The following is a 22,778-nucleotide window of genomic DNA, read 5'->3' on the forward strand; positions in this document are numbered from 1 at the left end:
GATCGTGGCCGAGCCGAACCGGGTCGAACGCAGCCGCCCGCGCCCCGTCGCCAGCTGGCGCGACCACCACGCCTGGAGCGCCGGCGCCAGCCTGCGCCGCTTGATGGCGCGCCCGGTCGGCACCTTGCTGACGGTGGCGGTGATGGCGCTGGCGCTGGCCCTGCCGCTTACTTTCTATCTGCTGCTGGGCAATGTGCAGCAGCTCGGCGCGGCGCTGGGGCAGAACCAGGCGGTGTCGGTGTTCATGCAGCCGGGCCAGACCGGGCCGGCGGTGGAGCTGATGGCGACCAAGCTGCGCGAGCGCGCGGACGTGGCCTCGGTAACGGTCAAGAGCCCGCAGCAGGGCATGGACGAACTGGCCCGGATGCAGGGCTTCTCCGGCGCGCTGAACACGCTCGACAGCAACCCGCTGCCGTACGCCGTGGAAGTGCTGCCCAGGCCCGGCGCCAATGCCGACGACGTGGCCCGCCTGGTCACCGACCTGCGCGCCCTGCAGGGCGTGGACCTGGTGCAGGACAGCGGCACCTGGCGCCAGCGCCTGGATGCGCTGCTGGGGGTGGGCAACCGGGTGGTGCTGATCCTGGCCGGCCTGCTGGCGCTGGCCGTGCTGCTGGTGGTGGGCAATACGGTGCGCGTGGATATCGCCAGCCGCAGCGAGGAGATCGGCGTGCTGATGCTGATCGGCGCCAGCGGCGCCTTCGTGCGCCGGCCTTATCTGTACGCGGGCATCTGGTACGGCCTGTTCAGCGGCGTGCTGGCCGCCGGCATGGCGCTGTTAATCGAGATGGCGCTGGCCGAGCCGGTGACACGGCTCGGTCATGTCTACGAGGGCAAGCTTCAGCTCGGCATGCTGCCGCTGTGGCTGCTGGGCGCGGTGCCGCTGGCCGCGGCGGTGCTGGGCTGGCTGGGCGCGCGCCTGGTCAGTGCCTGGCAGCTGCGCAAGGCCGCTTAGGACAATAACGAAAGTGACGCCGGTCGCAGGCAGCTGCCGCACCGGCAGGGCAAGATGCCCGGATGAGAGGGCGCAAGGGGGCGTCCATCGATGGTTCGGCAAGGAGGCCGCTGAGCGTGGATGGATCGGTCAATGAGTGAAGGTTTCAGCAACCGCATCGTCAGCGCCGCGCCGCGCGTGCTGGTGGTGGACGGTTCGAAAGTGGTGCGGCAGCTGATCAGCCGCGTGCTCAAGGTGGAGCTGCCGGACGCCGAGGTGGTGGGCTGCGCGAGCGGTGCGGAAGCGCACCAGCTGCTCGAGGGCGGCGTGTTCGACTTCATCACCATTGCTCTGCGCCTGCCGGACATGGACGGCCTGGAGCTGGCGCGCTACGTGCGCGAATCGGCGCCGCAGATCTATGTGCCCATCGTGGTGGTGTCCGGCGACGTCGACGACCGCCTGCACCGCCGTACCCTGGGCGAGCACGTCACCGATTACTTCGACAAGTCGCTGGGTTTCCAGGCGCTGGCCGAGTTCATCCGCGGCTATGTGCGCCCGGAAAGCTCGGCCGAGGGCGAGGTGCTCTACGTGGAGGACAGCCGCGTGGTCGCCCTGGCCACCCGCCGCATCCTGGAAAAATACGGCCTGACCGTGCGCCACGTGATCAGTGCCGAGGACGCACTCGCCTGGCTGGATGTGGCCAAGGCGCAAGGCCAGATCGGCGCCGACCTGGTGCTGACCGACGTCAGCCTGAAAGGCGAGCTCACCGGCGGCGACCTGCTGGAGCGCATCCGCCGCGACTACGCCTACGGCAAGGGCCGCCTGCCGGTGCTGGTGATGACCGGCGACGAGAATCCCGCCAACCAGGCCGCGCTGCTCAAGGCCGGCGCCAACGACCTGGTGGAGAAACCGATCGAGGAGAAGCTGTTGATCACCAAGGTGCTGTTCCAGCTGCGCGTGGCGCGGCATCTGCGCCAGCGCGACGACCAGGCCGCATGAACGAGGGCCGGGTCAAGCTGGAGCCGTCCTGGAAGGAGCGCATCGGCGCCTATCTGGAGCGGCCGCAGATGCAGGCGCTGTCGGCTTTCCTGCGCACCGAGAAGCAGCACGGCAAGGTGATCTTCCCGCCCGGGCCGGAGATCTTCGCCGCGTTCGAACACACGCCGTTCGAGCAGGTGCGGGTGGTGATCCTGGGGCAGGACCCTTACCACGGCCCCGGCCAGGCGCATGGGCTGTGCTTCTCGGTGCGGCCGGGCGTGCCGCCGCCGCCGTCGCTGCAGAACATCTTCAAGGAGATCCAGCGCGACCTGGGCATCGCCCCGCCGGACCACGGCTGCCTCACACCCTGGGCCGACCGCGGCGTGCTGCTGCTCAACGCGGTGCTGACGGTGGAGCAGGGCCAGGCCGCCTCGCACCAGGGCAAGGGCTGGGAAGGCTTTACCGACGCGGCCATCGACGCGCTCAACCGCGAGCGCGAAGGGCTGGTGTTCCTGCTGTGGGGTTCGTATGCGCAGCGCAAGGGGCAGCTGATCGACAGCAGCCGGCACTGCATCCTGCGTTCGGTGCACCCGTCGCCGCTGTCGGCGCACCGGGGGTTCCTGGGCTGCGGGCACTTTTCCGCGGCCAACCGCTATCTGGAAGAGCACGGCCAGGCGCCGATCGACTGGTCGCTGCCCCGGCGCAGCGAGCTGGCCGCCTGACGGCGAGGAGGGTGCCGGCGGCACCCTCCGTGGAATCCCCGGCGATCAGGGCGCCCGCGGCGCCAGCGGCGGGGGCAGGGCGGTGGCCGTCGAGGTGGCGGACAGGTCCGGCCGGTACGGCCGCACGTCCAGCAGGGCGCGGCGCTGGGCCGCGGTGGCGGACGGCTCGCCGCACCAGGCCAGGCAGGTGGAGTACTGCGCCATGCATGCGGCGATGTTCGCCGCATTGTTTGGGTCCTTGTTGACGCAACCCTGGTAGCCCTTCAGGCACACCGTACAGTTCGGCTCGGCGGCGACGGAGCCGGCGAACAGGCCCGCCACGCCGGTGGTCGCGGCGATCAACAGCCATTTTGCAACGCGCATCTGGTTTGCTCCTTGGAGAGTGAATGTCCGCATGGAACGCCCGGCACCCCGCCGGACCGGTCGATGGGACGCCTCCGGGATGCCGCCTGTCTGTCGGCGCAGCCCCCGCCGCACGGTAGGAAAAGCCTTACGTGAAGCTTGCGGTGAGGTTCGATTAACGGGGACTTGAGGGCCGGGCGGCTACCGTGGCCTGCGTCTGGACAGGAACCCTGTATTCCTGTACGATTCGGTTCAATAAAGCAGCCGGGATCACCCGCTGAGGAACTCCCGACCGCTTTAGCACTCTCACTGAGGGAGTGCTAAGCTGAATTCGACCCCAGGAGGATCCACACATGTCTCAAGCTTTGGTGACCGCCAACCTGCCGGTGCCCAGCGTCGTCGGCAGTCTGGATGCTTATATTTCGGCGGTACACCGCATCCCGGTGCTCAGCCAGGAAGAAGAGCAGGCGCTGTCGCGCCGCTATCAGGAAGAAGAAGACCTCGCATCCGCCCGCAAGCTGGTGATGTCCCATCTGCGCTTCGTGGTCCACGTGGCCCGCGGCTACAGCGGCTACGGCCTGCAGATCGGCGACCTGATCCAGGAAGGCAACATCGGCCTGATGAAGGCGGTCAAGCGCTTCGACCCGGACCAGGGCGTGCGCCTGGTCAGCTTCGCGGTGCACTGGATCCGTGCCGAAATGCACGAATTCATCCTGCGCAACTGGCGCATCGTCAAGGTGGCCACCACCAAGGCGCAGCGCAAGCTGTTCTTCAACCTGCGCAAGAGCAAGAAGCGCCTGGGCTGGATGAACGCCGAGGAAGTGCGCGTGGTGGCGAAGGACCTGGGCGTGCCGGAAGCGACCGTGCGCGAAATGGAAGCCCGCCTGTCCGGCCGCGACATCGGCTTCGAAGCCCCGGCCGACGCCGATGACGACGCCAAGCCCGCGCCGGCCGCGTTCCTGATCGACGAAGGCGCCGACCCGTACGACAACATCGCCGACGCCGACCAGGCCGACAACCAGCTCGAAACCCTGAGCGACGCCCTGCAGAAGCTGGACCAGCGCTCGCGCGACATCATCCAGCGCCGCTGGCTGAACGAGGAAAAGGCCACCCTGCAGGACCTGGCCGACGAGTACGGCGTGTCGGCCGAGCGCATCCGCCAGGTCGAGGCCAATGCGATGAAGAAGATGCGCGGCCTGTTCGCCGCCTGATTCTCCGTTGCAGCGTTACGATTGCCGACGGCCCCACCCGGGGCCGTCGGTTTTTGCGACACGACAGATAGACGTCCGGACGTCCATAGCCATGCCCAGAGTCCTGGTCATCGAAGACGACGAGGTCACCGCCCGCGAGATCGTGGCCGAGCTCAGCGTGCACGGCATGACCGCCGAATGGGTGGCCGACGGCCGCGAGGGCCTGGCCCGCGCCAGCGCCCAGGCCTACGACCTGATCACCCTGGACCGCATGCTGCCCGGCCTGGAAGGCATCGAAGTGGTCGAGGCGCTGCGCCGCCAGCAGATCGAAACGCCGGTGCTGATGATCAGCGCGCTCAGCGAAGTGGACGACCGCATCCGCGGCCTGCGCGCCGGCGGCGACGACTACCTGACCAAGCCCTTCGCCCCCGACGAGATGGCCGCGCGCGCCGAAGTGCTGCTGCGCCGCCGCCAGCCGCAGCCGCACGGCACGCGCCTGCGCGTCGGCGAGCTGGAACTGGACCGGGTGCGCCACGTCGCCTTCCGCAACGGCCAGCCGCTCACCCTGCAGCCCACCGAATACCGCCTGCTGGAATACCTGATGCGCCATTCCGGCCAGGTACTCACCCGCACCATGATCTTCGAGGCGGTGTGGGGCTTCCATTTCGACCCCGGCACCAATGTGATCGACGTGCACATCGGCCGGCTTCGGCGCAAGATCGACGGGTCCGGCCAGGTGCCGCTGATCCGCACCGTGCGCGGCACCGGCTACATGATCACCTCGGCACCCCAGAACGCGGCGGCCCCGCCGTGAGGTTATCGGCATGAATCGCCCCAACGCCTGGCGCTCCGCCACCTCCCGCCTGATCCTGATCTACGGCGCGCTGTTCGCCGTGTGGGGCCTGGTGCTGGTCGGCGTCATCCAGTGGGAGACCACGCGCTATCTCAATACCGTGATCGACCAGATGCTGGAACAGCGCATGCACTATCTGGCGAACACCGACACCTCGCGCCTGCCCGCCACGGTGGACGCCGCCATCACCATCGACCCGCACGGCGTGATGTCGGTGGGCCTGTTCGACGCCGCCGGCAAGCCGCTGGCCGGCAATATCGCGCGCATGCCGGCGGAGCTGGCCGCCGACAGCAAGGTGCGCCTGCTGGCGCAGGGCCTGCCGCGCCCCGACCGCGACGGCAGCCGCGTGCGCGCCCGCGCGCTGGCCACGAAGCTCGCGGACGGCCGCGTGCTGGTCATCGCCAAGGACAACAGCACCGTCGACGGTCTCGGCGCCGTGGTGTGGCGCGCGCTGCTGTGGGCGGTGTCGCTCACCATCATTCCCGGCCTGCTCGGCGGCTTCCTGCTGCGCCGCGGCCCGGAAAAACGCATCCGCATGCTGCAGCAGGCCACCGATCCGATCCGCCAGGGCGATCTCGCCAAGCGCCTGCCGGTGAGCAGCCGCGGCGACGAAGTCGACGTGCTGGCGGCCATCGTCAACACCATGCTCGACGAGATCGAGCGCCTGATGAACGAAGTGAAGGGCGTGTGCGACAACATCGCCCACGACCTGCGCACGCCGCTCACCCGCCTGCGCGCGCGGCTGTACCGCGCGCAGCAGCAGCTGGCCGAGCAGCCCGAGGCCGCGCTGCTGGAAGCGAGCATCGTCGACATCGACCAGGTGCTCGGCCGCTTCCGCGCGCTGCTGCGCGTATCGGAACTGGAAGACGGCCGGCGCAGCGCCTGCTTCGACGAGGTGGACCTGGGCAGCGTGCTGCAGCAGGTGCACGAGTTCTACGCGCCGGTGGCGGAGGACCGCGGCCAGCCTTTCGTGCTCGATATCGAACCCACGGTGTCCGTGCGCGGCGACGCCCATCTGCTGTTCGAGGCGCTGGCCAACCTGGTCGGCAACGCCATCAAGTTCACCCCCGCCGGCGGCGAAGTGCGCCTGCGCGCGCGCATGGACAGCCGCGGCCCGCGCATCAGCATCCTGGACCAGGGCCCCGGCATCCCCGCGAACGAGCGCGATGCCGTCACCCGCCGCTTCTACCGCGGCGATAACAGCCGCGCCATGCCCGGCTCGGGCCTGGGCCTCAGCATCGTCAGCGCGATCGTGCGCCTGCATGGCTTTGCGCTGGATATCGGCGAGCAGAAGGAAGGGCCCGGTTCGCGTATTACGCTATACGGCTATACGGTGAAGCCGGGGGAAGTGCCGGGTACCTGCCTGTCGCGCACGGTGCAGGCGCCGCTCGACGAAGCAAGCCTTCTCCCCTCCGGGGAGAAGGTGCCGGCAGGCGGATGAGGGGCGGGTGCTTGCGGTAGCGCCGCTACGAAGAGAAGAAAGGCTCTTACGTCTTTTGCGACCCTCAGCCTAACGCTCCGCCCGGCCCCTCACCCCAGCCCTCTCCCCGGAGGGGAGAGGGGGCTAGGTCGTCTCGGCGTGGGGGGTAAATCAATAATGAAAATATCTTCATCCGGATAACCGAACGCCCGGCCAGGGTGCCGTGGCAAAATTTCGCGACGCAACATTCGCGCTCGGAATCCCCCGCATGCTTGGCATCGTCCGGATCGCGCTCTCGCGGCCCTACACCTTCGTCGTTCTCGCCCTGCTGATCATGATCATCGGCCCGCTGTCCGCGATGCGGACGCCGACCGATATCTTCCCGGACATCAAGATTCCGGTGATCAGCGTGGTGTGGCAGTACACCGGCCTGCCGCCGGACCAGATGGCGGGGCGCATCGCCTCGCCGTTCGAACGCGTGCTCACCACCACGGTGAACGACGTCGAACACATCGAGGCGCAGTCGATCAACGGCTTCGGCGTGATCAAGATTTTCTTCCAGCCGACGGTGGACATCCGCACCGCCAACGCGCAGGTCACCGCGGTCGCGCAGACCCTGCTGCGCCAGCTGCCGCCGGGCATCACGCCGCCGCTGATCCTCAACTACAACGCCTCCACCGTGCCGATCATCCAGCTGGCGCTGTCGGGCAAGGGGCTGAGCGAGCAGAACCTGGGCGACCTCGGCACCAACGCGGTGCGTCCGGTGCTCACCTCGGTGGCGGGCGCGTCGATCCCGTATCCGTTCGGCGGCAAGACGCGCCAGGTGCAGATCGACATCGATCCGGCCGCGCTGCAGGCGCGCGGCCTGTCGGCGCAGGACGTGGCCAATGCTCTGGCCGCGCAGAATCTGATCGTGCCGGTGGGCACGCAGAAGATCGGCGAATACGAATACACGCTGCAGCTCAACAACGCGCCGTCGGACATCCGCGCGCTGGGCGACCTGCCGATCAAGACGGTCAACGGCACCACCGTGTACATCCGCGACGTGGCGCAGGCGCGCGACGGCAACCCGCCGCAGAGCAATATCGTGCACGTCGACGGCGGCCGCTCGGTGCTGATGACGGTACTGAAGAACGGCTCGGCCTCGACCCTGGCCATCATCGACGGCGTCAAGCAGAAACTGCGCGACGCGAAGGACAGCTTCCCCGACACCTTGCAGATCGCGCCCATCGGCGACCAGTCGCTGTTCGTGCGCGCGGCCATCGGCGGCGTGGCGAAGGAAGGCATCATCGCCGCGGCGCTGACCAGTTTGATGATCCTGCTGTTCCTGGGCAGCTGGCGCTCCACCGTGATCATCGCCACCTCGATCCCGCTGGCGATCCTCGGCTCCATCATCGCGCTGTCGGCGGTGGGCGAGACGCTCAACATCATGACCCTGGGCGGCCTGGCGCTGGCGGTGGGCATCCTGGTGGACGACGCCACGGTCACCATCGAGAACATCAACTGGCATCTGGAACACGGCAAGGACGTGGAGACCTCGATCATGGACGGCGCGCGCCAGATCGTGACGCCGGCCTTCGTCTCGCTGCTGTGCATCTGCATCGTGTTCGTGCCGATGTTCTTCCTGGAAGGCGTGGCGCGCTTCCTGTTCGTGCCGATGGCCGAAGCGGTGATGTTCGCCATGATCTGCTCGTTCATCCTGTCGCGCACCCTGGTGCCGACGATGGCGAAGTACCTGCTCAAGCCGCACGCGCCGCACACCGACGAGCACGGCAACAGCGCTGCGCTGCCGCCTTCGTCCAACCCGCTGGTGCGTTTCCAGCGCGGCTTCGAGGCGCGCTTCGAGCGCGTGCGCGCGGCCTACCGCGACCTGCTGGCGATGGCGCTGGAACACCGGCGCGTGTTCGTCGGCGGCTTCCTCGCCTTCGTGGTGGCTTCGTTTGCGCTGGTGCCGTTCCTGGGCCGCAACTTCTTCCCCGCGGTGGATGCGGGCCAGATCCTGATGCACGTGCGCGCCCCGATCGGCACGCGCGTGGAGGAGAGCGCCACCATCTTCGCCAACGTGCAGGCGGCGATCCGCCGCATCGTGCCGCCGGAGGAACTGGGCACGGTGGTGGACAACATCGGCCAGCCGATCAGCGGCATCAACACCGCCTACAACAACACCGGCACGATCGGTTCGTGGGACGGCGACATCCAGATCGCGCTCAACGAAGGCCACCGGCCCACCGCCGGGTACGTGCGCCGCATGCGCGAAGAACTGCCGCGGCAGTTCCCGGGCGTGACCTTCTCGTTCCCGCCGGCGGACATCATCAGCCAGATCCTCAACTTCGGCTCGCCCGCGCCGATCGACCTGCAGATCCGCGGCAACAACCTGCCGCAGAACTTCGCCTACGCCAACACGCTGCTGCGCGAGATCCGCCGCGTGCCGGGCGTGGCCGATGCGCGCATCCAGCAGTCGCAGGCCAACCCCACCTTCGCCGTGGACGTGGACCGCACCCGCGCGCAGCTGCTGGGCGTGACCGAGCGCGACGTCACCAACAGCCTGGTGGTGAACCTGGCCGGCTCCAGCCAGGTGGCGCCGACCTTCTGGCTGAATCCGCAGAACCAGATCTCCTACCCGATCGTGATGCAGACGCCGCAGTACAAGCTCGATTCGCTGTCGGCGCTGGAGAACATCCCCGTCACCTCCAGCGGCGGCGGCAGCTCGCAGCTGCTCGGCGGCCTGGCCACGATCAAGCGCGGCACCAGCAATGCGGTGGTGAGCCAGTACAACATCCAGCCGATGGTGGAGATCTTCGCCACCACGCAGGGGCGCGACCTCGGTGCCGTGGCGGCGGATATCCAGAACATCGTCGCCGCGCACGCCAAGCAGCTGCCGAAGGGTTCGTCCACCGTGCTGCTGGGCCAGGTCAAGACCATGAACAGCGCGTTCTCCGGCCTGATCTTCGGCCTGCTCGGCGCGGCGGTGCTGATCTATCTCTTGATCGTGGTGAACTTCCAGTCGTGGAGCGATCCGTTCGTGATCATCACCGCGCTGCCCGCGGCGCTGGCCGGCATCGTGTGGATGCTGTTCGCCACCGGCACCACCTTGTCGGTGCCGGCGCTCACCGGCGCCATCATGTGCATGGGCGTGGCCACGGCGAACTCGATCCTAGTGGTGAGCTTCTGCCGCGAGCGCCTGGCCGAGCACGGCGACGCGCATCTGGCGGCGATGGAGGCCGGCTTCGTGCGCTTCCGCCCCGTGCTGATGACCGCGCTGGCGATGGTCATCGGCATGGCGCCGATGGCGCTGGGCCTGGGCGAGGGCGGCGAGCAGAACGCCCCGCTGGGCCGCGCCGTGATCGGCGGCCTGATCTTCGCCACGGTCGCCACGCTGTTCTTCGTTCCTGTCGTCTTCCGCATCATCCACGCGCGGCATGGCCGCGCCGCCGACCCGGCTTCGGTTTCCGGAGAGCCCGTCCATGTCTAACGCTCCTCACACCCCCCGTCCCGTGCCGGTGCACCGCCTGCGCCGCGCCGGCATCATCGGCGCCGTCGTGGTCGTCGCCGTGGTCGCCGCCGGCGTGGTCACCCGCGCCAACGACGCGCGCAAGCTCAAGGACTGGACCGACCAGCAGGCCGTGCCCACGGTGAGCGTGGTGCCGGTCGAACGCAGCGCCGCCGGCGCCTCGCTCGATCTGCCGGGCCGCCTCGAAGCCTATGCGCGCGCGCCGATCTATGCGCGCGTCAGCGGTTACCTGAAATCCTGGAAGGTCGACATCGGCGCGCCGGTAAAGGCCGGCCAGCTGCTGGCGGAAATCGAAACGCCGGACCTGGACCAGCAGCTGCTGCAGGCCAAGGCGGACCTGGCCAGCGCCGAAGCGAATGCCGCGCTGGCCGCCACCACCGCCAAGCGCTGGCAGGCCATGCTCGGTTCGGATTCGGTCTCGCGCCAGGAAGTGGACGAGAAGACCGGCGACTTCACCGCCAAGCAGGCCATCGCCAAGGCGGCCAAGGCGAATGTCGACCGCATCGAGGCGCTGAAGGGCTTTACCCGCATCGTCGCGCCGTTCGACGGCATGGTCACCGCGCGCGAGACCGACGTCGGCGCGCTGATCAACGCCGGCAGCGGCAGCGGGCCGGAACTGTTCGTGGTGTCCGACGTGCGCAAGCTGCGCGTGTACGTGCGCGTGCCGCAGAACTACGCGCCGTCGATCAAGCCGGGCGCGATCGCCACCTTGTCGCTGCCGGAGTATCCCGGCCGCACCTTCCAGGCGCGCGTGGAAGCTTCCGCCGGCGCGGTGGCCGCCGAATCCGGCACTACGCTGATCCAGCTCGCGGTCGACAACGCCGACGGCAAGCTGATGCCCGGCAGCTTCGCCAGCGTGCGGCTGGACCGCCCCGGCGACGCCGCCGCGCTGCGCGTGCCGGCCAGCGCGCTGATCATCGACGACAAGGGCACGCGCATCGCCACGCTGGGCGCGGACAACAAGATCGCCTTCAAGCAGGTGACCATCCTGCGCGACTACGGCAAGACGGTGGAGATCGGCTCGGGCCTGGGCGCGGACGACCGCGTGATCGAAAGCCCGCCGGACGGCCTGGTCGACGGCGACCAGGTGCGCACCGCCGAGAAGGACAACACCGAACTGGCCAAGAACCAGGGGCGCGGCAATGCAAAGAAGGCCTGAGCGCGTTCTCGCCCTCGCGCTGGCCGCGCTGCTGGCCGGCTGTTCGCTGGCGCCGGCGTACAAGGCGCCGGAGGTACCGGTGGCCGAGCAGTTCCAGGAGCACGGCGAGGCCTACGGCAAGAGCTGGGTGGCGGCGCAGCCCTCGGACCAGCTGCCGCGCGACGGCTGGTGGACGCTGTACGGCGACGCCCGCTTGAGCGATCTGCAGCAGCGCCTGCTGAAGAACAACGCCGACCTCGCCGCTGCCTTGGCGCATTACCAGCAGGCGCAGGCGTTCAGCCAGCAGGCGCGCGCGGGGTTGTTCCCGCAGGCGGGCCTCAATGCCAATGCGCAGCGCGACCGCCAGTCGGATACGCGTCCGCTGCGCGGTGCCACCTCGCCGGCCAACTACGACAGCTACACGCTCGGTGCCGAGGTCGATTACGAAGTGGACCTTTGGGGCCGCGTGCGCAATACGGTCGAAGCGGGCAAGGACGATGCGCTGGCCGCGGCCGCGGATCTGGCCTCCGCACGCCTGAGCCTGCAGGCGCAGCTGGCCGACAACTACCTGGTGCTGCGCGGACTCGATCAGCAGATCCAGCTGCTGAAGGAAAGCATCGCCGCCTACCAGAAAGCGCTGGAGCTGACGCAGACGCGCCACAGCGGCGGCATCGCTTCGGGCCTGGACGTGGCGCGCGCGCAGACGCAGCTGTCCTCGGCCAAGTCGCAGTGGTCGCAGACGCAGGCGCAGCGCGCGCTGGTGGAGCATGCGATCGCGTCGCTGGTCGGCGAGTCTGCTTCCCATTTCTCGTTGCAGGCCGACACCGCGGCGCTGCCCTTGCCGACGGTGCCGGTGAGCGTGCCGTCGACGCTGCTGCAGCGCCGTCCGGATGTGGCCGCCGCCGAGCGCCGCGTCGCCGCGGCGAATGCGCGGATCGGCATCGCGCGCGCGGCGTATTTCCCGTCGCTGGGTTTGAGCGCGCAGGGCGGTTTCCAGAGCGACCGCTATGGCAGCCTGTTCACGGCGCCCAACCAGTTCTGGGCGATCGGCCCGACGGCCTTGCTCACCTTGTTCGACGGCGGCCGCCGCAAGGCCGGCGTCGAAGCGGCCAAGGCCGCCACCGAGGAAGCCGGCGCGCGCTATCGCGGCGTGGTGCTCAACGCGTTCCAGCAGGTGGAGGACAACCTCGCCCAGCTCGATCACTTCGGCACGGCCCGCAACGACCAGCAGGACGCGGCGGACGCGGCGAAGCGTTCGCTGGATATCGCGATGGATCGGTATCGGCAGGGCGCGGTGGGCTATCTCGACGTGGTGCAGGCGCAGACGGCGGCGCTGGATGCGCAGAGAACCTTGCTGGATCTGGATACGCGGCAGCTGCGGGCGAGTGTGCAGCTGGTGCGGGCGTTGGGTGGCGGGTGGACCACCGGCGATTTAGCCAGCGCCAAATAGCGAACTCTTCTCCCCTCCGGGGAGAAGATGCCGGCAGGCAGATGAGGGGCGGGTGCTCGCGGTAAGGCTTCTACGAAGAGAAGAAAAGCTTTTGAGCTTTCTCGACCCTCAGCTCACCGCTCCGCCCGGCCCCTCACCCCAACCCTCTCCCCGGAGGGGAGAGGGGGCAAGAGCAGAGGCTTACAGCCGTGCCGCCAGCATCGCCTCCAGCTTGCGCTGGTCGGCGGCGAATTTGCGGATGCCGTCGGCGAGTTTCTCCGTCGCCATCGCATCCTCGTTGTGGCCCCAGCGGAACCCCGCCTCATCCAGCGCCGGCACGCGCGCCTCGCGCTTGCCGTCGTCCTGCAGCGCGCGCGGCAGCGGTTCGCTGGTGGCTTCCAGCTTCTCCAGCAGATCGGGGCTGATGGTCAGGCGGTCGCAGCCGGCCAGCGCCTGGATCTGGCCGATATTGCGGAAGCTCGCGCCCATCACCACGGTGTCGAAGCCGTGCTGCTTGTACCAGCCGTAGATGCGCCGCACCGACTTCACGCCCGGGTCTTCTTCCGGCGCGTAGGTCTTGGTCGCGGTGTTGGCGACGTACCAGTCCATGATGCGGCCGACGAAGGGCGAGATCAGGTACACGCCGGCCTCGGCGCAGGCCACCGCCTGCTCGAACGAGAACAGCAGGGTGAGGTTGCACTGGATGCCGCGGCGTTCCAGCGTCTCGGCGGCGCGGATGCCTTCCCAGGTGGAGGCGATCTTGATCAGGATGCGCTCGCGCTTCACGCCGGCCGCTTCGTACAGGCCGATCAGGCGCTCGGCCTTGGCGATGGTGGCGTCGGTGTTGAAGGAAAGGCGCGCGTCCACTTCGGTGGACACGCGGCCCGGCACCAGCTCGGAAATCTTGCGGCCGGCGGCGACCGAGAGGTAATCGCCGGCGTCCACCAGCTGGCGTTCGCGCGAGCCGCTCTGGGCCTTGGCCCACTGCACGGCTTCGTCGATCAGCGGCGCATAGGCCGGCAGCTCGGTCGCCTTCAGCAGCAGGGAGGGATTGGTGGTGGCGTCCACCGGGCGATAGCGGGCGATCGCCTCGATGTCGCCGGTGTCGGCGACCACGGTGGTGTACTGGCGCAGCTGTTCGAGTTGGTTGGACACGAGCGGAATCCGTCTGGGGGAACGAGGTATTGTCGCCGCCCGGCGGCGCCGGGCAAAGCGCGCTCAGCTTTCGTCTGTGCCGCCGGATCGGCGGGTATCGGAGCCGGTGACGATGCGCGCATGGCGCTGGTAGGTCCAGTACGACCAGGCCCAGTCCAGCAGCACCACCAGGCGGTTGCGGAAGCCGATCAGGAAATACACGTGGGCCACCAGCCACACCCACCAGGCCAGCACGCCCGACAGCTTCACCCGCCCGAACTGCGCCACCGCCGACAGCCGGCCGATGGTGGCCAGCGTGCCGTCGTCGCGGTAGCGGAACGGTGCGGGTGCGGCGCGGCCGCCGAGGCGCGCCAGGATCGCGTCCGCCACGTAGCGGCCCATCTGCTTGGCGGCCGGCGCGATGCCGGGCACCGGCTTGCCGTCGGCCTGGGTGACGCTGGCCAGGTCGCCGACGACGAACACCTCCGGGTGACCCGGCACGGCCAGCTCCGGCGTCACCAGCACGCGGCCGGCGCGGTCCAGCGGCACGCCGAGGTGCTGGCCCAGCGGCGAGGCGGCGACGCCGGCCGCCCATAGCACGGTGCGCGAGGCCAGCGTCTCGTTGCCGAGCTGCACGCTGTCGCTGCCGATCGCGGTAACGGCGGTATCCGTGCGCACCTGCACGCCGAGTTTCTCCAATTGCTTGCGCGCCTTCGCCGACAGCTCCGGCGCGAACGCCGGCAGCACGCGCGGCCCCGCTTCCACCAGCAGGATGTTCGCCTGGCGCGGATCGCTGCGGCGGAATTCGCGCGGCAGCGTGTGGCGCGCGATTTCCGCCAGCGTGCCGGCCAGCTCCACGCCGGTGGCGCCGCCGCCGACCACCACGAAATTGAGCCAGGCCTGGCGCCGCGCCGGCTCGTCCTCGCGCTCGGCATGCTCGAAGGCGAGCAGCACGCGGCGGCGGATGGCGAAGGCGTCGTCCAGCGTCTTCAGGCCCGGCGCGTGGCGGGCCCAGTCGTCATGGCCGAAGTAGGCGTGCGTGGCGCCGGTGGCGACGATCAGATAGTCGTAGTCGAGCGGGCCTTGCGCGAGCAGCACACGCTTATGGGCCAGGTCGATGCCCTGCGCTTCGTCCAGCAGCACGGTGACGTTCCGCTGCTTGCGCAGGATCTGCCGCAGCGGCGCGGCAATGGACGGTGCGGAAAGACCCGCCGTGGCGACCTGGTAAAGCAGGGGCTGGAACAGATGGTGGTTGCGCCGGTCGACCAGGGTGACGCGGAGCGAGGCGTCGTCGAGCCGGTGCGCGGCGGCCATGCCGCCGAAACCGCCGCCGAGGATGACGATGTGCGGCCGGGGGTCGGGCTGTGACATCGGGGGAAGCTCGTTGGGAGAGGGGCGCCGCGTATTTTACCGGGCCGATCCCGCTCAGTACGCGATTGCGGCTGGCCGTTTCCTCAATCTCTCAAAGCTAGAGCCTTCTCCCTCCGGGAGAAGGTGCCGGCAGGCGGATGAGGGTTCGGTCGGAGCGGTGCACATCACTCTTGCGCTCCGCCCGCACCCTCACCCCAACCCCAACCCCTCTCCCGATGGGAGAGGGGCTTCAGGTTCCGGCACGCTCAGTACAGATCCACCGGATCCACATCCAGCGACCAGCGCACCCGCCGCGCCGACGGCAGTGCCGACAAACCACGCGCCCACGGCCGCAGCGCCGCGTGCAGGACCGCGCGGCTGCCCGCCTCGACCAGCAATTGCCCGCGATGGCGCCCCGCGCGCAGCGGCATCGGCGCGGGCATCGGGCCGGCGATGCCCAGTTCCGCCTGCGCGGCCGGTTCCAGCGTGCCGCGTGCTTCGCGCAGGAAGGCGTCCACGTGTTCGCGCTGGTGCGCATCGGCGCGCAGCAGCACCTGGTGCATGTACGGCGGCAGTTGCACTGCCTGGCGTTCGGCCAGCAGTTCCTTCGCCGCGGCGGCGTAGCCCTGCGCCAGCAGCTGGCGTAGCAGCGGGTGTTCCGGGTGGTGGGTCTGCAGGATCACCCGGCCGGGTTTGCTGGCGCGGCCGGCGCGCCCGGCCACCTGCACGATCAGCTGCGCGAGCCGCTCGCTGGCGCGGAAATCCACGCTGTGCAGGCCTTCGTCCACGCCGACGATGGCGACCAGGGTGAGATTGGGCAGGTCGTGGCCCTTGGCCAGCATCTGCGTGCCGACCAGGATCGCCGGGCCGTCGCCGCGCAGGCGCTCGAGCAGTTCGTCGAAGGCGTCGCGGCGGCGCGTGGTCTCGCGGTCGATGCGCAGTACGGGCACATCCGGAAAGCGCGCGCTGAGCGCTTCTTCCAGGCGCTCGGTGCCCTGGCCTTGCGGCTTGAGGTCCGGTGCGCCGCAGGAGGAGCAGTGCTCGGGCAGGCGTGTGTGGTAGTCGCAGTGATGGCAGATCAGCTGGCGCCGGCCCGCGTGCAGGGTGAGCGGGTGTTCGCAGCGCGGGCATTCGGCATGCCAGCCGCACTGATGGCACAGCAGCACCGGCGCGTAGCCGCGGCGGTTGCGGAACACCAGCGCCTGCTCGCCGCGCGCGATGGTGTCGGCCACCGCGCTCAGCAGGGTGGGCGACAGGCCGTGCTCCAGCCGCTGCGCGCGCATGTCCACGATCTGCACCTGCGGCGGGCGGATCGCGCCGGGCCGCGCGCGCAGATGCAGGGCGCGGTAGCGGCCGGCGTCCACGTTGGCCAGCGATTCCAGCGAAGGCGTGGCCGAACCCAGCAGCACCGGCACGCCCAGCGCGCGGCCGCGCAGCAGGGCCAGGTCGCGCGCGTGGTAGCGGAAGCCTTCCTGCTGCTTGTAGGCGCCGTCGTGTTCCTCGTCGACCACGATCAGCCCGGCGCGCGGCAGCGGCGTGAACACCGCCGAGCGCGTGCCCAGGATCACCCGCGCCTCGCCGTCGCGCGCGCGCAGCCAGGCGCGCGCGCGGTCGCCTTCGGCGAGGTTGGAATGCAGCACTTCCACCGGCACGCCCAGGCGTTCGCGCACGCGGCGCACGGTCTGCGGGGCCAGGCCGATTTCCGGCACCAGCAGCAGGGCCTGCTTGCCCTGCGCGATCACCTGTTCGATCAGCGCCAGGTACACCTCGGTCTTGCCGCTGCCGGTGACGCCGTCGAGCAGGAAGGGCTGGAAGCGGCCCAGTTCCGCGCTTACCGCCTCCACCGCGGCCTGCTGTTCGGGACTGAGCGCCGGCGGCGCGACGGCGGGCTGCGGCGCGGTATCGGCTGCGCGGCGCACGCGTTCGATCAGGCCCGCGGTGGCGAGCCGGCGCGCGGCCTCGCGCCAGTCCGGCAGGCGTTCGTGCAGTTCGCCGGCGCCGAGCGGCGCGGCGGCCAGGGTTTCCAGCAGGCGCCGGCTGCCGCCCTTGCGGCTGCCGGCATCCAGCGCGCTGCGGCCGGCGACGGTCAGCGCCCAGACTTCTTCATGCGTGTCGGGCAGCGGCTTGTCTTCGCGCAGCGCCAGCGGCAAGGCGTTGGCGTAGGCCTCGCCGGGCGCGCCCAGCCAGTAGTCGGCGGCCCAGGCCAGGGTCTTCATCAGTTCCGCGTCGAGCAGCGGAGTTTCGTCCAGCAGCCGCAGCACGCGTTTCAGGCGCGCGCCGCCCAGGGTGGATTCGACATCCGTTTCCACCACCACGCCCACCGCCTTGCCGCGCCCGAACGGCACCAGCACCCGGCTGCCCGCCTGCGCCTCGCCGGCCGCCGGCGGCAGGTAGTCGAACAGGGTGGGCAGGGGCACCGGCAGGGCGACGCGCAGGACGGAGGGCATGGCGATCCTCAGGGCGGGCCAGTGTAACGGCCGTGCGCCATCGACGTAGGTTGGGGTGAGCCGCAGGCGAACCCCAACGTGGCGCGGCGCATGAAGGTGCCGGTGTCGGGGGTCGCCTGCGGCTCACCCCAACCTGCGCCTTCGTTTTCGGCCCCCTGCTGGCCCCCCGTCGAGAAGTCCCCCCTAAGTAGCTCTGTGAAGGGGAAAATCTGGCTTATCCACAAGAGCTGTGGATAAGTCTGTGGATGCGCCGGGGAAGGGTGCCCTCAAAGCCAGAAAAATCGGACTTTGCGACGTGCTGTCGAACTTTTAGCCAACTTGTAATGCAGTGTATATTCAATGACTTACAGGGGCCGCTCGGCTGGTGTTCATCCAATTGACATAGCCGTGGTCAATCTATTGACAGTCCTGTGATGCTGTGCAAAACCCTCGCTGGCGCGATTCTGGCAGGGCTCGATGCGTCGGCCACTGCCCGGTTTCGCTGTGATGTGCATCACAAAATACCCGCCTATTGCTTCAGTGCACCGCGCCCATCATCAAGGCGCTTACCAGGGCGAATCCGAGCAACCAGGTGTAACACCAGCCGATCACCAGGTACTTCAGCACGGTCATGAACCAGCCCTGCCGGTAGACCCGTTTCTGCATCAGCAGCAGGTACACCGGCGCCCATATCGCCAGGGCGAATTCCACCCAGCCCAGCACGCTGCCGGCCCAGGCCGCATGCGGCGCGATCCAGGACTTGAGCAGCGCCAGCAGCACCCACAGCAGCACCGTGGCGAACAGGAAGGCGTGGCTGTGCAGCGCCACGATCAGGTGCTCCATATAGAGCCGGCGCTTGAACAGGTAGAACAGCTTCAGCAGCAGGGCGAAGGCCGGCATCAGCACGAACATGGTCTGCGGCAGGGCGCCGAAGATGCCGGCCTTGAAGCGCTCGGCGGCCTGTTCGTGCACTTCCGGGTCGGAACTCTTCCAGCCCCGGATATTGGCGCGCAGGTTGGCGGCGGCGTGGGCCAGCCGCGCATTCATGAATTCGGGCAGCCAGGAGACGCGGGTGTTGGCCGGCTTGTCCAGCCAGTCTTCCGCTTCCACGTCGTCGTCCTTGGCGACGCGGTGCCCGGCGCTGGAAGCGACGGCCGGCGCTGAGGACGCCGCCGCCGGTGCCTTGGCCGATGCCCCCGAGGCCGGCGCCGCCGCCCCATCGATGGTGGCGATGCGCCGCTCGGCCTGCTTGCGCAGTTCCTTCTCGGCCTTGACCAGGCCGGCGTCGGCGCCGGGCACGTTGGCCACCGTCGCGCGGGCCTGCTGCAGGTTGGCCAACTGCTCGTCCAGAGCGTGGCGGACCTCGTCCGAGGTCTTCAGGTCGTCGAACTGGCGCCGGTCCACGTGCACGCCGGGCGCGAAATCCTTGCCGCGCGTCACCAGCGCGTCGACCGCGATATGGGTCAGGAAAAACGCCAGCAGGCACAGCACGAACATCAGCCGGAACGGCGGCACGTAGCGCTGGCGGCGCCCGGAGAAATATTCCAGGGTGAGGAAGCCCGGCCTGGTCATCAGCGGCGGCAAGGTGTGCAGCACGCGGCCGTCCACGTGGAGGAAGGTCTCCAGCGTGTCCTCGAACATGTGGTGCACCGGCTTGAGCACGGTGTGGATCGACTGCCCGCAGTGGTGGCAGAACTCGCCCTGCATGGCTGCCGTGCAATTGGCGCAATGCACGCCGTCGTACGAGACGATGTCTTTCCCGCTCACCTTGACCTCTCCCCTTGCAAGCGGGCGATCTTGGCATAAGAGCTTGACCGATAGCATCGCGCGGCCGCCCTCGCTCGTCATCCCGGCGCAGGCCGGGATCCAGTGGCGACAAGCTACGTACGGGCGAGGGCGTCGAAAGGCATGGCTCTTGAGCGTTACCGCGAAAACCCGACGGTATCGCCACTGGATCCCGGCCTGCGCCGGGATGACGGATCATGCGCCGGGATGAGGGACCAAGAGCCTGTAGAATGCCCGGCCCTGGAGTCCCGCCTATGTTTCTTTCCCCTTCCGATCGCGCCCGCGTGGCGCACGAGGTCGGCGCCACCGTCTCGCTCGCGGCACCCCTGATCCTGGCCCAGCTGGCCGCGGTGGGCACCAATGTGGTCGATGCCATGCTGGCCGGCCATTACTGCGCGCACGTGCTCGGCGCGGTCGCCGTCGGCGCCAGCATCTGGGCGCTGGCCATCGTCAGCGGCATCGGCATGATGATGGCGGTGCCGCCTTCGGTGTCGCAGCTGGACGGCGCCGGCCGCCGCGGCGAAGTCGGCGCGGTGTTCCGCCAGGCGCTGTGGCTGGCGCTGGGCATGGGCGTGCTGCTGTGGTTCTTCGTGCGCCATGCCGGTCCGCTGATCGACCTGATCGGCGTGGACCCGGGCCTGCGCAACGACGTGGTGGCCTTCCTGCATGCGATCAGCTGGGGTGCGCCCGCGCTCACCTGCTACTTCGCGCTGCGGGGTCTTTCCGAAGGCCTGTCGATGACCCTGCCGTCGATGTTCTTCGCCCTGGCCGGCCTGTGCGTGCTGGCGCCGCTGGGCTATGTGCTGATGTTCGGCAAGTTCGGCCTGGCGCCGCAGGGCGCGCGCGGCTGCGGCATCGCCACGGCCCTGGTGCTGTGGATGGAGATGCTGGGTTTCGCGCTGTACATCGCGCGCCACGGCAACTACCGCGGCCTGAACCTGGGCGAGCGCTTCGACCTGCCCGACCTCAGGCGCATCCGCGAGCTGCTGTCGATAGGCCTGCCGATGGCGATCACCTTGCTGGCCGAGGGCGGCCTGTTCGTGGCGGTGGCGCTGGCCCTGGGCACGCTGGGCGAAACCGTGGTGGCCAGCCACCAGGTGGCGCTGAACATCGCCTCGGTGTTCTTCATGATCCCGCTGGGCCTGGCCATGGCGATCACCGTGCGCGTGGGCAATGCGGTGGGCCGCGGCGACGCCGAGGGCGTGCGCTACGCCGGCTTCTGCGGCATCGGCCTGGCCGTGCTCACCCAGGTGGTCTCGGCCAGCCTGATGCTGGGCCTGCCGCACCTGATCGCCGCGCTGTACACCCGCGATGCGGCGGTGATCGCGCTGGCTACCCAGCTGATCGTGCTGGCCGGCGTGTTCCAGTTCTCCGACGGCATCCAGGTCGCCTCCAACGGCGCGCTGCGCGGCCTGAAGGACACCCGCTGGCCGATGGCGATGACGCTGTTCGCCTACTGGGTGATCGGCATGCCGTTCGGCTGGTGGCTGGCGTTCCGCCAGGGGCTGGGCGCGCGCGGCATGTGGATGGGGCTGGTGGCCGGGCTGAGCGTGGCGGCCATCCTCCTGTTCACCCGCTTCTGGCGCAATTCCCGGACCGAGCGCTGGCGCCGCACGACCCAAACTTCTCCCACATGACCTGTAAAGCCCGAGCGGTTACGCTGCCGCCGTCTTGTCGAGGAAAGTAAGCATGGCGGAGCGCGGCACCAACGGTTTCTGGGCATTCCTGCGCGTGTTCGGGCGCGGAATCAACGTGGTCAGGCTGGTCATCATCAACCTGATCTTCTTCGTCTTCCTCGGCTTTTTCCTGCTGCTGATGCTCGGCTTCTGGGCCGGCAGCCACGGCGAGCGCGGCGTGCAGAACGACAGCGTGCTGGTGCTGAAGCCGCAGGGCGAGTTGGTCGAACAGTTCAGCATCGAGCCGCTGGAGCGCGCGCTGCAGGGCCTGTCCGGCAATGCGCCCAAGCAGGTGCAGGTGCGCGACCTGGTGTCGGCCATCGACGCGGCGTCCAGCGACAGCCGCATCACCCGCATCCTGCTGCAGCCGCAGGAACTGCACGCCGGCGGCTTCGCCGCGCTGCGCGAGGTGGCCGCGGCGCTGGACCGCTTCCGCGCCGCCGGCAAGCCGGTGATCGTGTGGGCCTCCAGCATGGACCAGGGCCAGTACTACCTGGCCGCGCATGCCGACCGCGTGCTGCTCGACCCGATGGGCGGCGTGGTGCTGACGGGGCTGGCCAACTACCGCCTGTTCTACAAGGACCTGCTCGACCGCCTGGGCGTGGACGTGCACCTGTTCCGCGTCGGCCAGTTCAAGAGCGCGGCCGAGCCGTACGTCCTGGACCACGCCTCGCCGGAGTCGAAGGAAGCCGATGCGTTCTGGATGGGCGGCCTGTGGGACCGCTACATCGACGAAGTGGCCAAGCTGCGCAAGATCGAGCCGTCCGCGCTGCGCGCCGCCATCGACGGCCTGCCCGACGCGATCGCCGGTACCAAGGGCGACCTCGGCCAGCTGGCCTTCAACGAACACCTGGTCGACGGCCTCGCCACCCGCGACGACCTGGAAAACATGATGCGCAAGGAAGGCGTGCCGGCCGGCGGCAAGGGCGAGGGCTTCCGCCAGGTCGACCTGCGCCGCTACCTGGCCGGCGTGTCGCCGGGCCGCGTGCTGGAACCGGGCGTGGCGGTGGTGGTGGCCGAGGGCGAGATCGTCGGCGGCAAGCAGCCGCAGGGCAGCATCGGCGGCGAATCCACCGCGCAGCTGATCCGCGCCGCGCGCGAGGACCGCCGCACCAAGGCGCTGGTGCTGCGGGTGAACTCGCCGGGCGGCGAGGTGTACGCGGCCGAGCTGATCCGCCGCGAAGTCGCGCTGACCAAGGAAGCCGGCATTCCGGTGGTGGTGTCGATGGGCAACGTGGCGGCCAGCGGCGGCTACTGGATCTCGATGAATGCGGACCGCATCTTCGCCGAGCCCAATACGATCACCGGTTCGATCGGCATCTTCGGCATGTATTTCACCGTGCCCGGCACGCTGGACAAGCTCGGCGTGAAGACCGACGGCGTGGGCACCGGCCCGCTGGCCGGCGCGTTCAACATCACCCGCCCGCTGGATCCGAAGGTGGGCACCCTGATCCAGGCCATCATCGACAAGGGCTACCGCGATTTCGTCGGCGGCGTGGCGCAGGCGCGCGGCAAGCCGTACGACGCCATCGACACCATCGCGCAAGGCCGCGTGTGGACCGGCCAGCAGGCGCTGGACCGCGGCCTGGTCGACCAGCTCGGCGGCCTGCGCGAAGCGGTGGCCGATGCGGCCCAGCGCGCCAAGCTGGGCAAGAACCCGTCGGTGCGCTACGTGGAGGCGCCGCTGGGCACCGTCGAGCAGTTCATGGTCAACCTCAACGACAGCTCGGCCACCGTCGCGCTGCGCGCCTACGGCGTGCATCTGCCGGAGTGGGTGGCGCAGCTGCCCGCGATGGCGCCGGAACTGAAGCTGCTGAAGAACGCGCAGTCGGGCAAGCCGAACGTGTATGCGTATTGCTTCTGCGAGCCGCGCTGAAGCGGGCGCAGCAGCTT

Annotated in this window: 16 protein-coding genes; 11 read left to right on the forward strand and 5 right to left on the reverse strand. The window is 69.2% G+C overall.

Annotated elements, in window-relative coordinates:
- The first annotated feature begins 1 nt into the window (after position 1).
- The 3 genes from ftsX (at position 2) to ung (ending at position 2,631) form a co-directional block, all read left to right on the forward strand.
- Positions 2-952 carry a permease-like cell division protein FtsX gene (gene ftsX / locus FHW85_RS18350; RefSeq protein ID WP_343203716.1) on the forward strand — a complete coding sequence of 317 codons (951 nt, stop codon included), beginning with the start codon at positions 2-4 and terminating at the stop codon, positions 950-952.
- A gap of 132 nt (positions 953-1,084) precedes the next feature.
- Complete coding sequence (locus tag FHW85_RS18355) at positions 1,085-1,930, forward strand: response regulator (RefSeq protein WP_167252706.1); 846 nt, start codon at positions 1,085-1,087, stop codon at positions 1,928-1,930.
- The gene (ung, locus tag FHW85_RS18360; protein ID WP_168649218.1) at positions 1,927-2,631 is read left to right on the forward strand and encodes a uracil-DNA glycosylase; all 705 of its coding nucleotides are present in this window, start codon (positions 1,927-1,929) and stop codon (positions 2,629-2,631) included. The genes FHW85_RS18355 and ung overlap by 4 nt, the downstream gene beginning before the upstream one ends.
- A 45-nt stretch (positions 2,632-2,676) precedes the next feature.
- Here the strand turns inward: ung and FHW85_RS18365 are convergent, their stop codons facing one another.
- Entirely contained in the window at positions 2,677-2,994 is a 318-nt protein-coding gene (locus tag FHW85_RS18365) for a hypothetical protein (RefSeq protein ID WP_167252704.1), read from the reverse strand.
- Positions 2,995-3,326: 332 nt separating this feature from the next.
- On the opposite strand from FHW85_RS18365, the gene rpoH reads away from it, so the two are divergent.
- The 6 genes from rpoH to FHW85_RS18395 all read left to right on the forward strand — a co-directional run bounded on the left by rpoH (position 3,327) and on the right by FHW85_RS18395 (position 12,535).
- Positions 3,327-4,184, forward strand: a complete 858-nt coding sequence (gene rpoH / locus FHW85_RS18370) for an RNA polymerase sigma factor RpoH (RefSeq protein WP_167252703.1) — start codon at positions 3,327-3,329, stop codon at positions 4,182-4,184.
- 91 nt (positions 4,185-4,275) lie between these two features.
- Positions 4,276-4,977, forward strand: coding sequence for a response regulator transcription factor (locus FHW85_RS18375; protein ID WP_168649219.1), 702 nt, complete (start codon positions 4,276-4,278; stop codon positions 4,975-4,977).
- A gap of 10 nt (positions 4,978-4,987) precedes the next feature.
- Positions 4,988-6,457 (forward strand): HAMP domain-containing sensor histidine kinase, encoded by a 1,470-nt coding sequence (locus tag FHW85_RS18380; RefSeq protein ID WP_167252701.1) that lies wholly within the window; start codon positions 4,988-4,990, stop codon positions 6,455-6,457.
- Between the two features lie 247 nt (positions 6,458-6,704).
- The gene (locus FHW85_RS18385; protein ID WP_168649220.1) at positions 6,705-9,908 is read left to right on the forward strand and encodes an efflux RND transporter permease subunit; all 3,204 of its coding nucleotides are present in this window, start codon (positions 6,705-6,707) and stop codon (positions 9,906-9,908) included.
- Positions 9,901-11,106, forward strand: a complete 1,206-nt coding sequence (locus tag FHW85_RS18390) for an efflux RND transporter periplasmic adaptor subunit (protein WP_167252699.1) — start codon at positions 9,901-9,903, stop codon at positions 11,104-11,106. The genes FHW85_RS18385 and FHW85_RS18390 overlap by 8 nt, the downstream gene beginning before the upstream one ends.
- Positions 11,090-12,535 carry an efflux transporter outer membrane subunit gene (locus FHW85_RS18395; RefSeq protein ID WP_168649221.1) on the forward strand — a complete coding sequence of 482 codons (1,446 nt, stop codon included), beginning with the start codon at positions 11,090-11,092 and terminating at the stop codon, positions 12,533-12,535. The genes FHW85_RS18390 and FHW85_RS18395 overlap by 17 nt, the downstream gene beginning before the upstream one ends.
- 180 nt (positions 12,536-12,715) lie before the next feature.
- Here FHW85_RS18395 and tal read toward each other — a convergent pair whose 3' ends face one another.
- From tal to FHW85_RS18415, 4 genes are all read right to left on the reverse strand, one after another.
- Positions 12,716-13,669 (reverse strand): transaldolase, encoded by a 954-nt coding sequence (tal, locus tag FHW85_RS18400; RefSeq protein ID WP_168649222.1) that lies wholly within the window; start codon positions 13,667-13,669, stop codon positions 12,716-12,718.
- Between the two features lie 63 nt (positions 13,670-13,732).
- Entirely contained in the window at positions 13,733-15,019 is a 1,287-nt protein-coding gene (locus FHW85_RS18405) for an NAD(P)/FAD-dependent oxidoreductase (RefSeq protein ID WP_168649223.1), read from the reverse strand.
- Between the two features lie 245 nt (positions 15,020-15,264).
- Positions 15,265-17,445, reverse strand: coding sequence for a primosomal protein N' (locus tag FHW85_RS18410; RefSeq protein WP_168649224.1), 2,181 nt, complete (start codon positions 17,443-17,445; stop codon positions 15,265-15,267).
- A gap of 516 nt (positions 17,446-17,961) precedes the next feature.
- Positions 17,962-19,191 carry a DUF3667 domain-containing protein gene (locus tag FHW85_RS18415; RefSeq protein WP_343203715.1) on the reverse strand — a complete coding sequence of 410 codons (1,230 nt, stop codon included), beginning with the start codon at positions 19,189-19,191 and terminating at the stop codon, positions 17,962-17,964.
- A gap of 272 nt (positions 19,192-19,463) precedes the next feature.
- Here FHW85_RS18415 and FHW85_RS18420 point away from each other — a divergent pair, with 272 nt between their 5' ends.
- Positions 19,464-20,846, forward strand: a complete 1,383-nt coding sequence (locus FHW85_RS18420; protein ID WP_168649226.1) for an MATE family efflux transporter — start codon at positions 19,464-19,466, stop codon at positions 20,844-20,846.
- 52 nt (positions 20,847-20,898) lie between these two features.
- On the forward strand, positions 20,899-22,761 hold the full coding sequence (sppA, locus tag FHW85_RS18425) for a signal peptide peptidase SppA (RefSeq protein ID WP_168649227.1): 1,863 nt from the start codon (positions 20,899-20,901) through the stop codon (positions 22,759-22,761).
- Positions 22,762-22,778: the final 17 nt, after the last annotated feature.

Source organism: Dyella sp. SG609 (genome assembly GCF_012275375.1).
Classification (GTDB): domain Bacteria; phylum Pseudomonadota; class Gammaproteobacteria; order Xanthomonadales; family Rhodanobacteraceae; genus Dyella_D; species Dyella_D marensis.

Excerpts from the sequence above, each read along its gene's own strand:
- FHW85_RS18355 (WP_167252706.1), top strand. The coding sequence starts at position 1,085 with ATGAGTGAAGGTTTCAGCAACCGCATCGTCAGCGCCGCGCCGCGCGTG.
- ung (WP_168649218.1), top strand. The coding sequence starts at position 1,927 with ATGAACGAGGGCCGGGTCAAGCTGGAGCCGTCCTGGAAGGAGCGCATC.
- FHW85_RS18365 (WP_167252704.1), bottom strand. The coding sequence starts at position 2,994 with ATGCGCGTTGCAAAATGGCTGTTGATCGCCGCGACCACCGGCGTGGCG.
- rpoH (WP_167252703.1), top strand. The coding sequence starts at position 3,327 with ATGTCTCAAGCTTTGGTGACCGCCAACCTGCCGGTGCCCAGCGTCGTC.
- FHW85_RS18375 (WP_168649219.1), top strand. The coding sequence starts at position 4,276 with ATGCCCAGAGTCCTGGTCATCGAAGACGACGAGGTCACCGCCCGCGAG.
- FHW85_RS18380 (WP_167252701.1), top strand. The coding sequence starts at position 4,988 with ATGAATCGCCCCAACGCCTGGCGCTCCGCCACCTCCCGCCTGATCCTG.
- FHW85_RS18385 (WP_168649220.1), top strand. The coding sequence starts at position 6,705 with ATGCTTGGCATCGTCCGGATCGCGCTCTCGCGGCCCTACACCTTCGTC.
- FHW85_RS18390 (WP_167252699.1), top strand. The coding sequence starts at position 9,901 with ATGTCTAACGCTCCTCACACCCCCCGTCCCGTGCCGGTGCACCGCCTG.
- FHW85_RS18395 (WP_168649221.1), top strand. The coding sequence starts at position 11,090 with ATGCAAAGAAGGCCTGAGCGCGTTCTCGCCCTCGCGCTGGCCGCGCTG.
- FHW85_RS18405 (WP_168649223.1), bottom strand. The coding sequence starts at position 15,019 with ATGTCACAGCCCGACCCCCGGCCGCACATCGTCATCCTCGGCGGCGGT.
- FHW85_RS18410 (WP_168649224.1), bottom strand. The coding sequence starts at position 17,445 with ATGCCCTCCGTCCTGCGCGTCGCCCTGCCGGTGCCCCTGCCCACCCTG.
- FHW85_RS18420 (WP_168649226.1), top strand. The coding sequence starts at position 19,464 with ATGTTTCTTTCCCCTTCCGATCGCGCCCGCGTGGCGCACGAGGTCGGC.
- sppA (WP_168649227.1), top strand. The coding sequence starts at position 20,899 with ATGGCGGAGCGCGGCACCAACGGTTTCTGGGCATTCCTGCGCGTGTTC.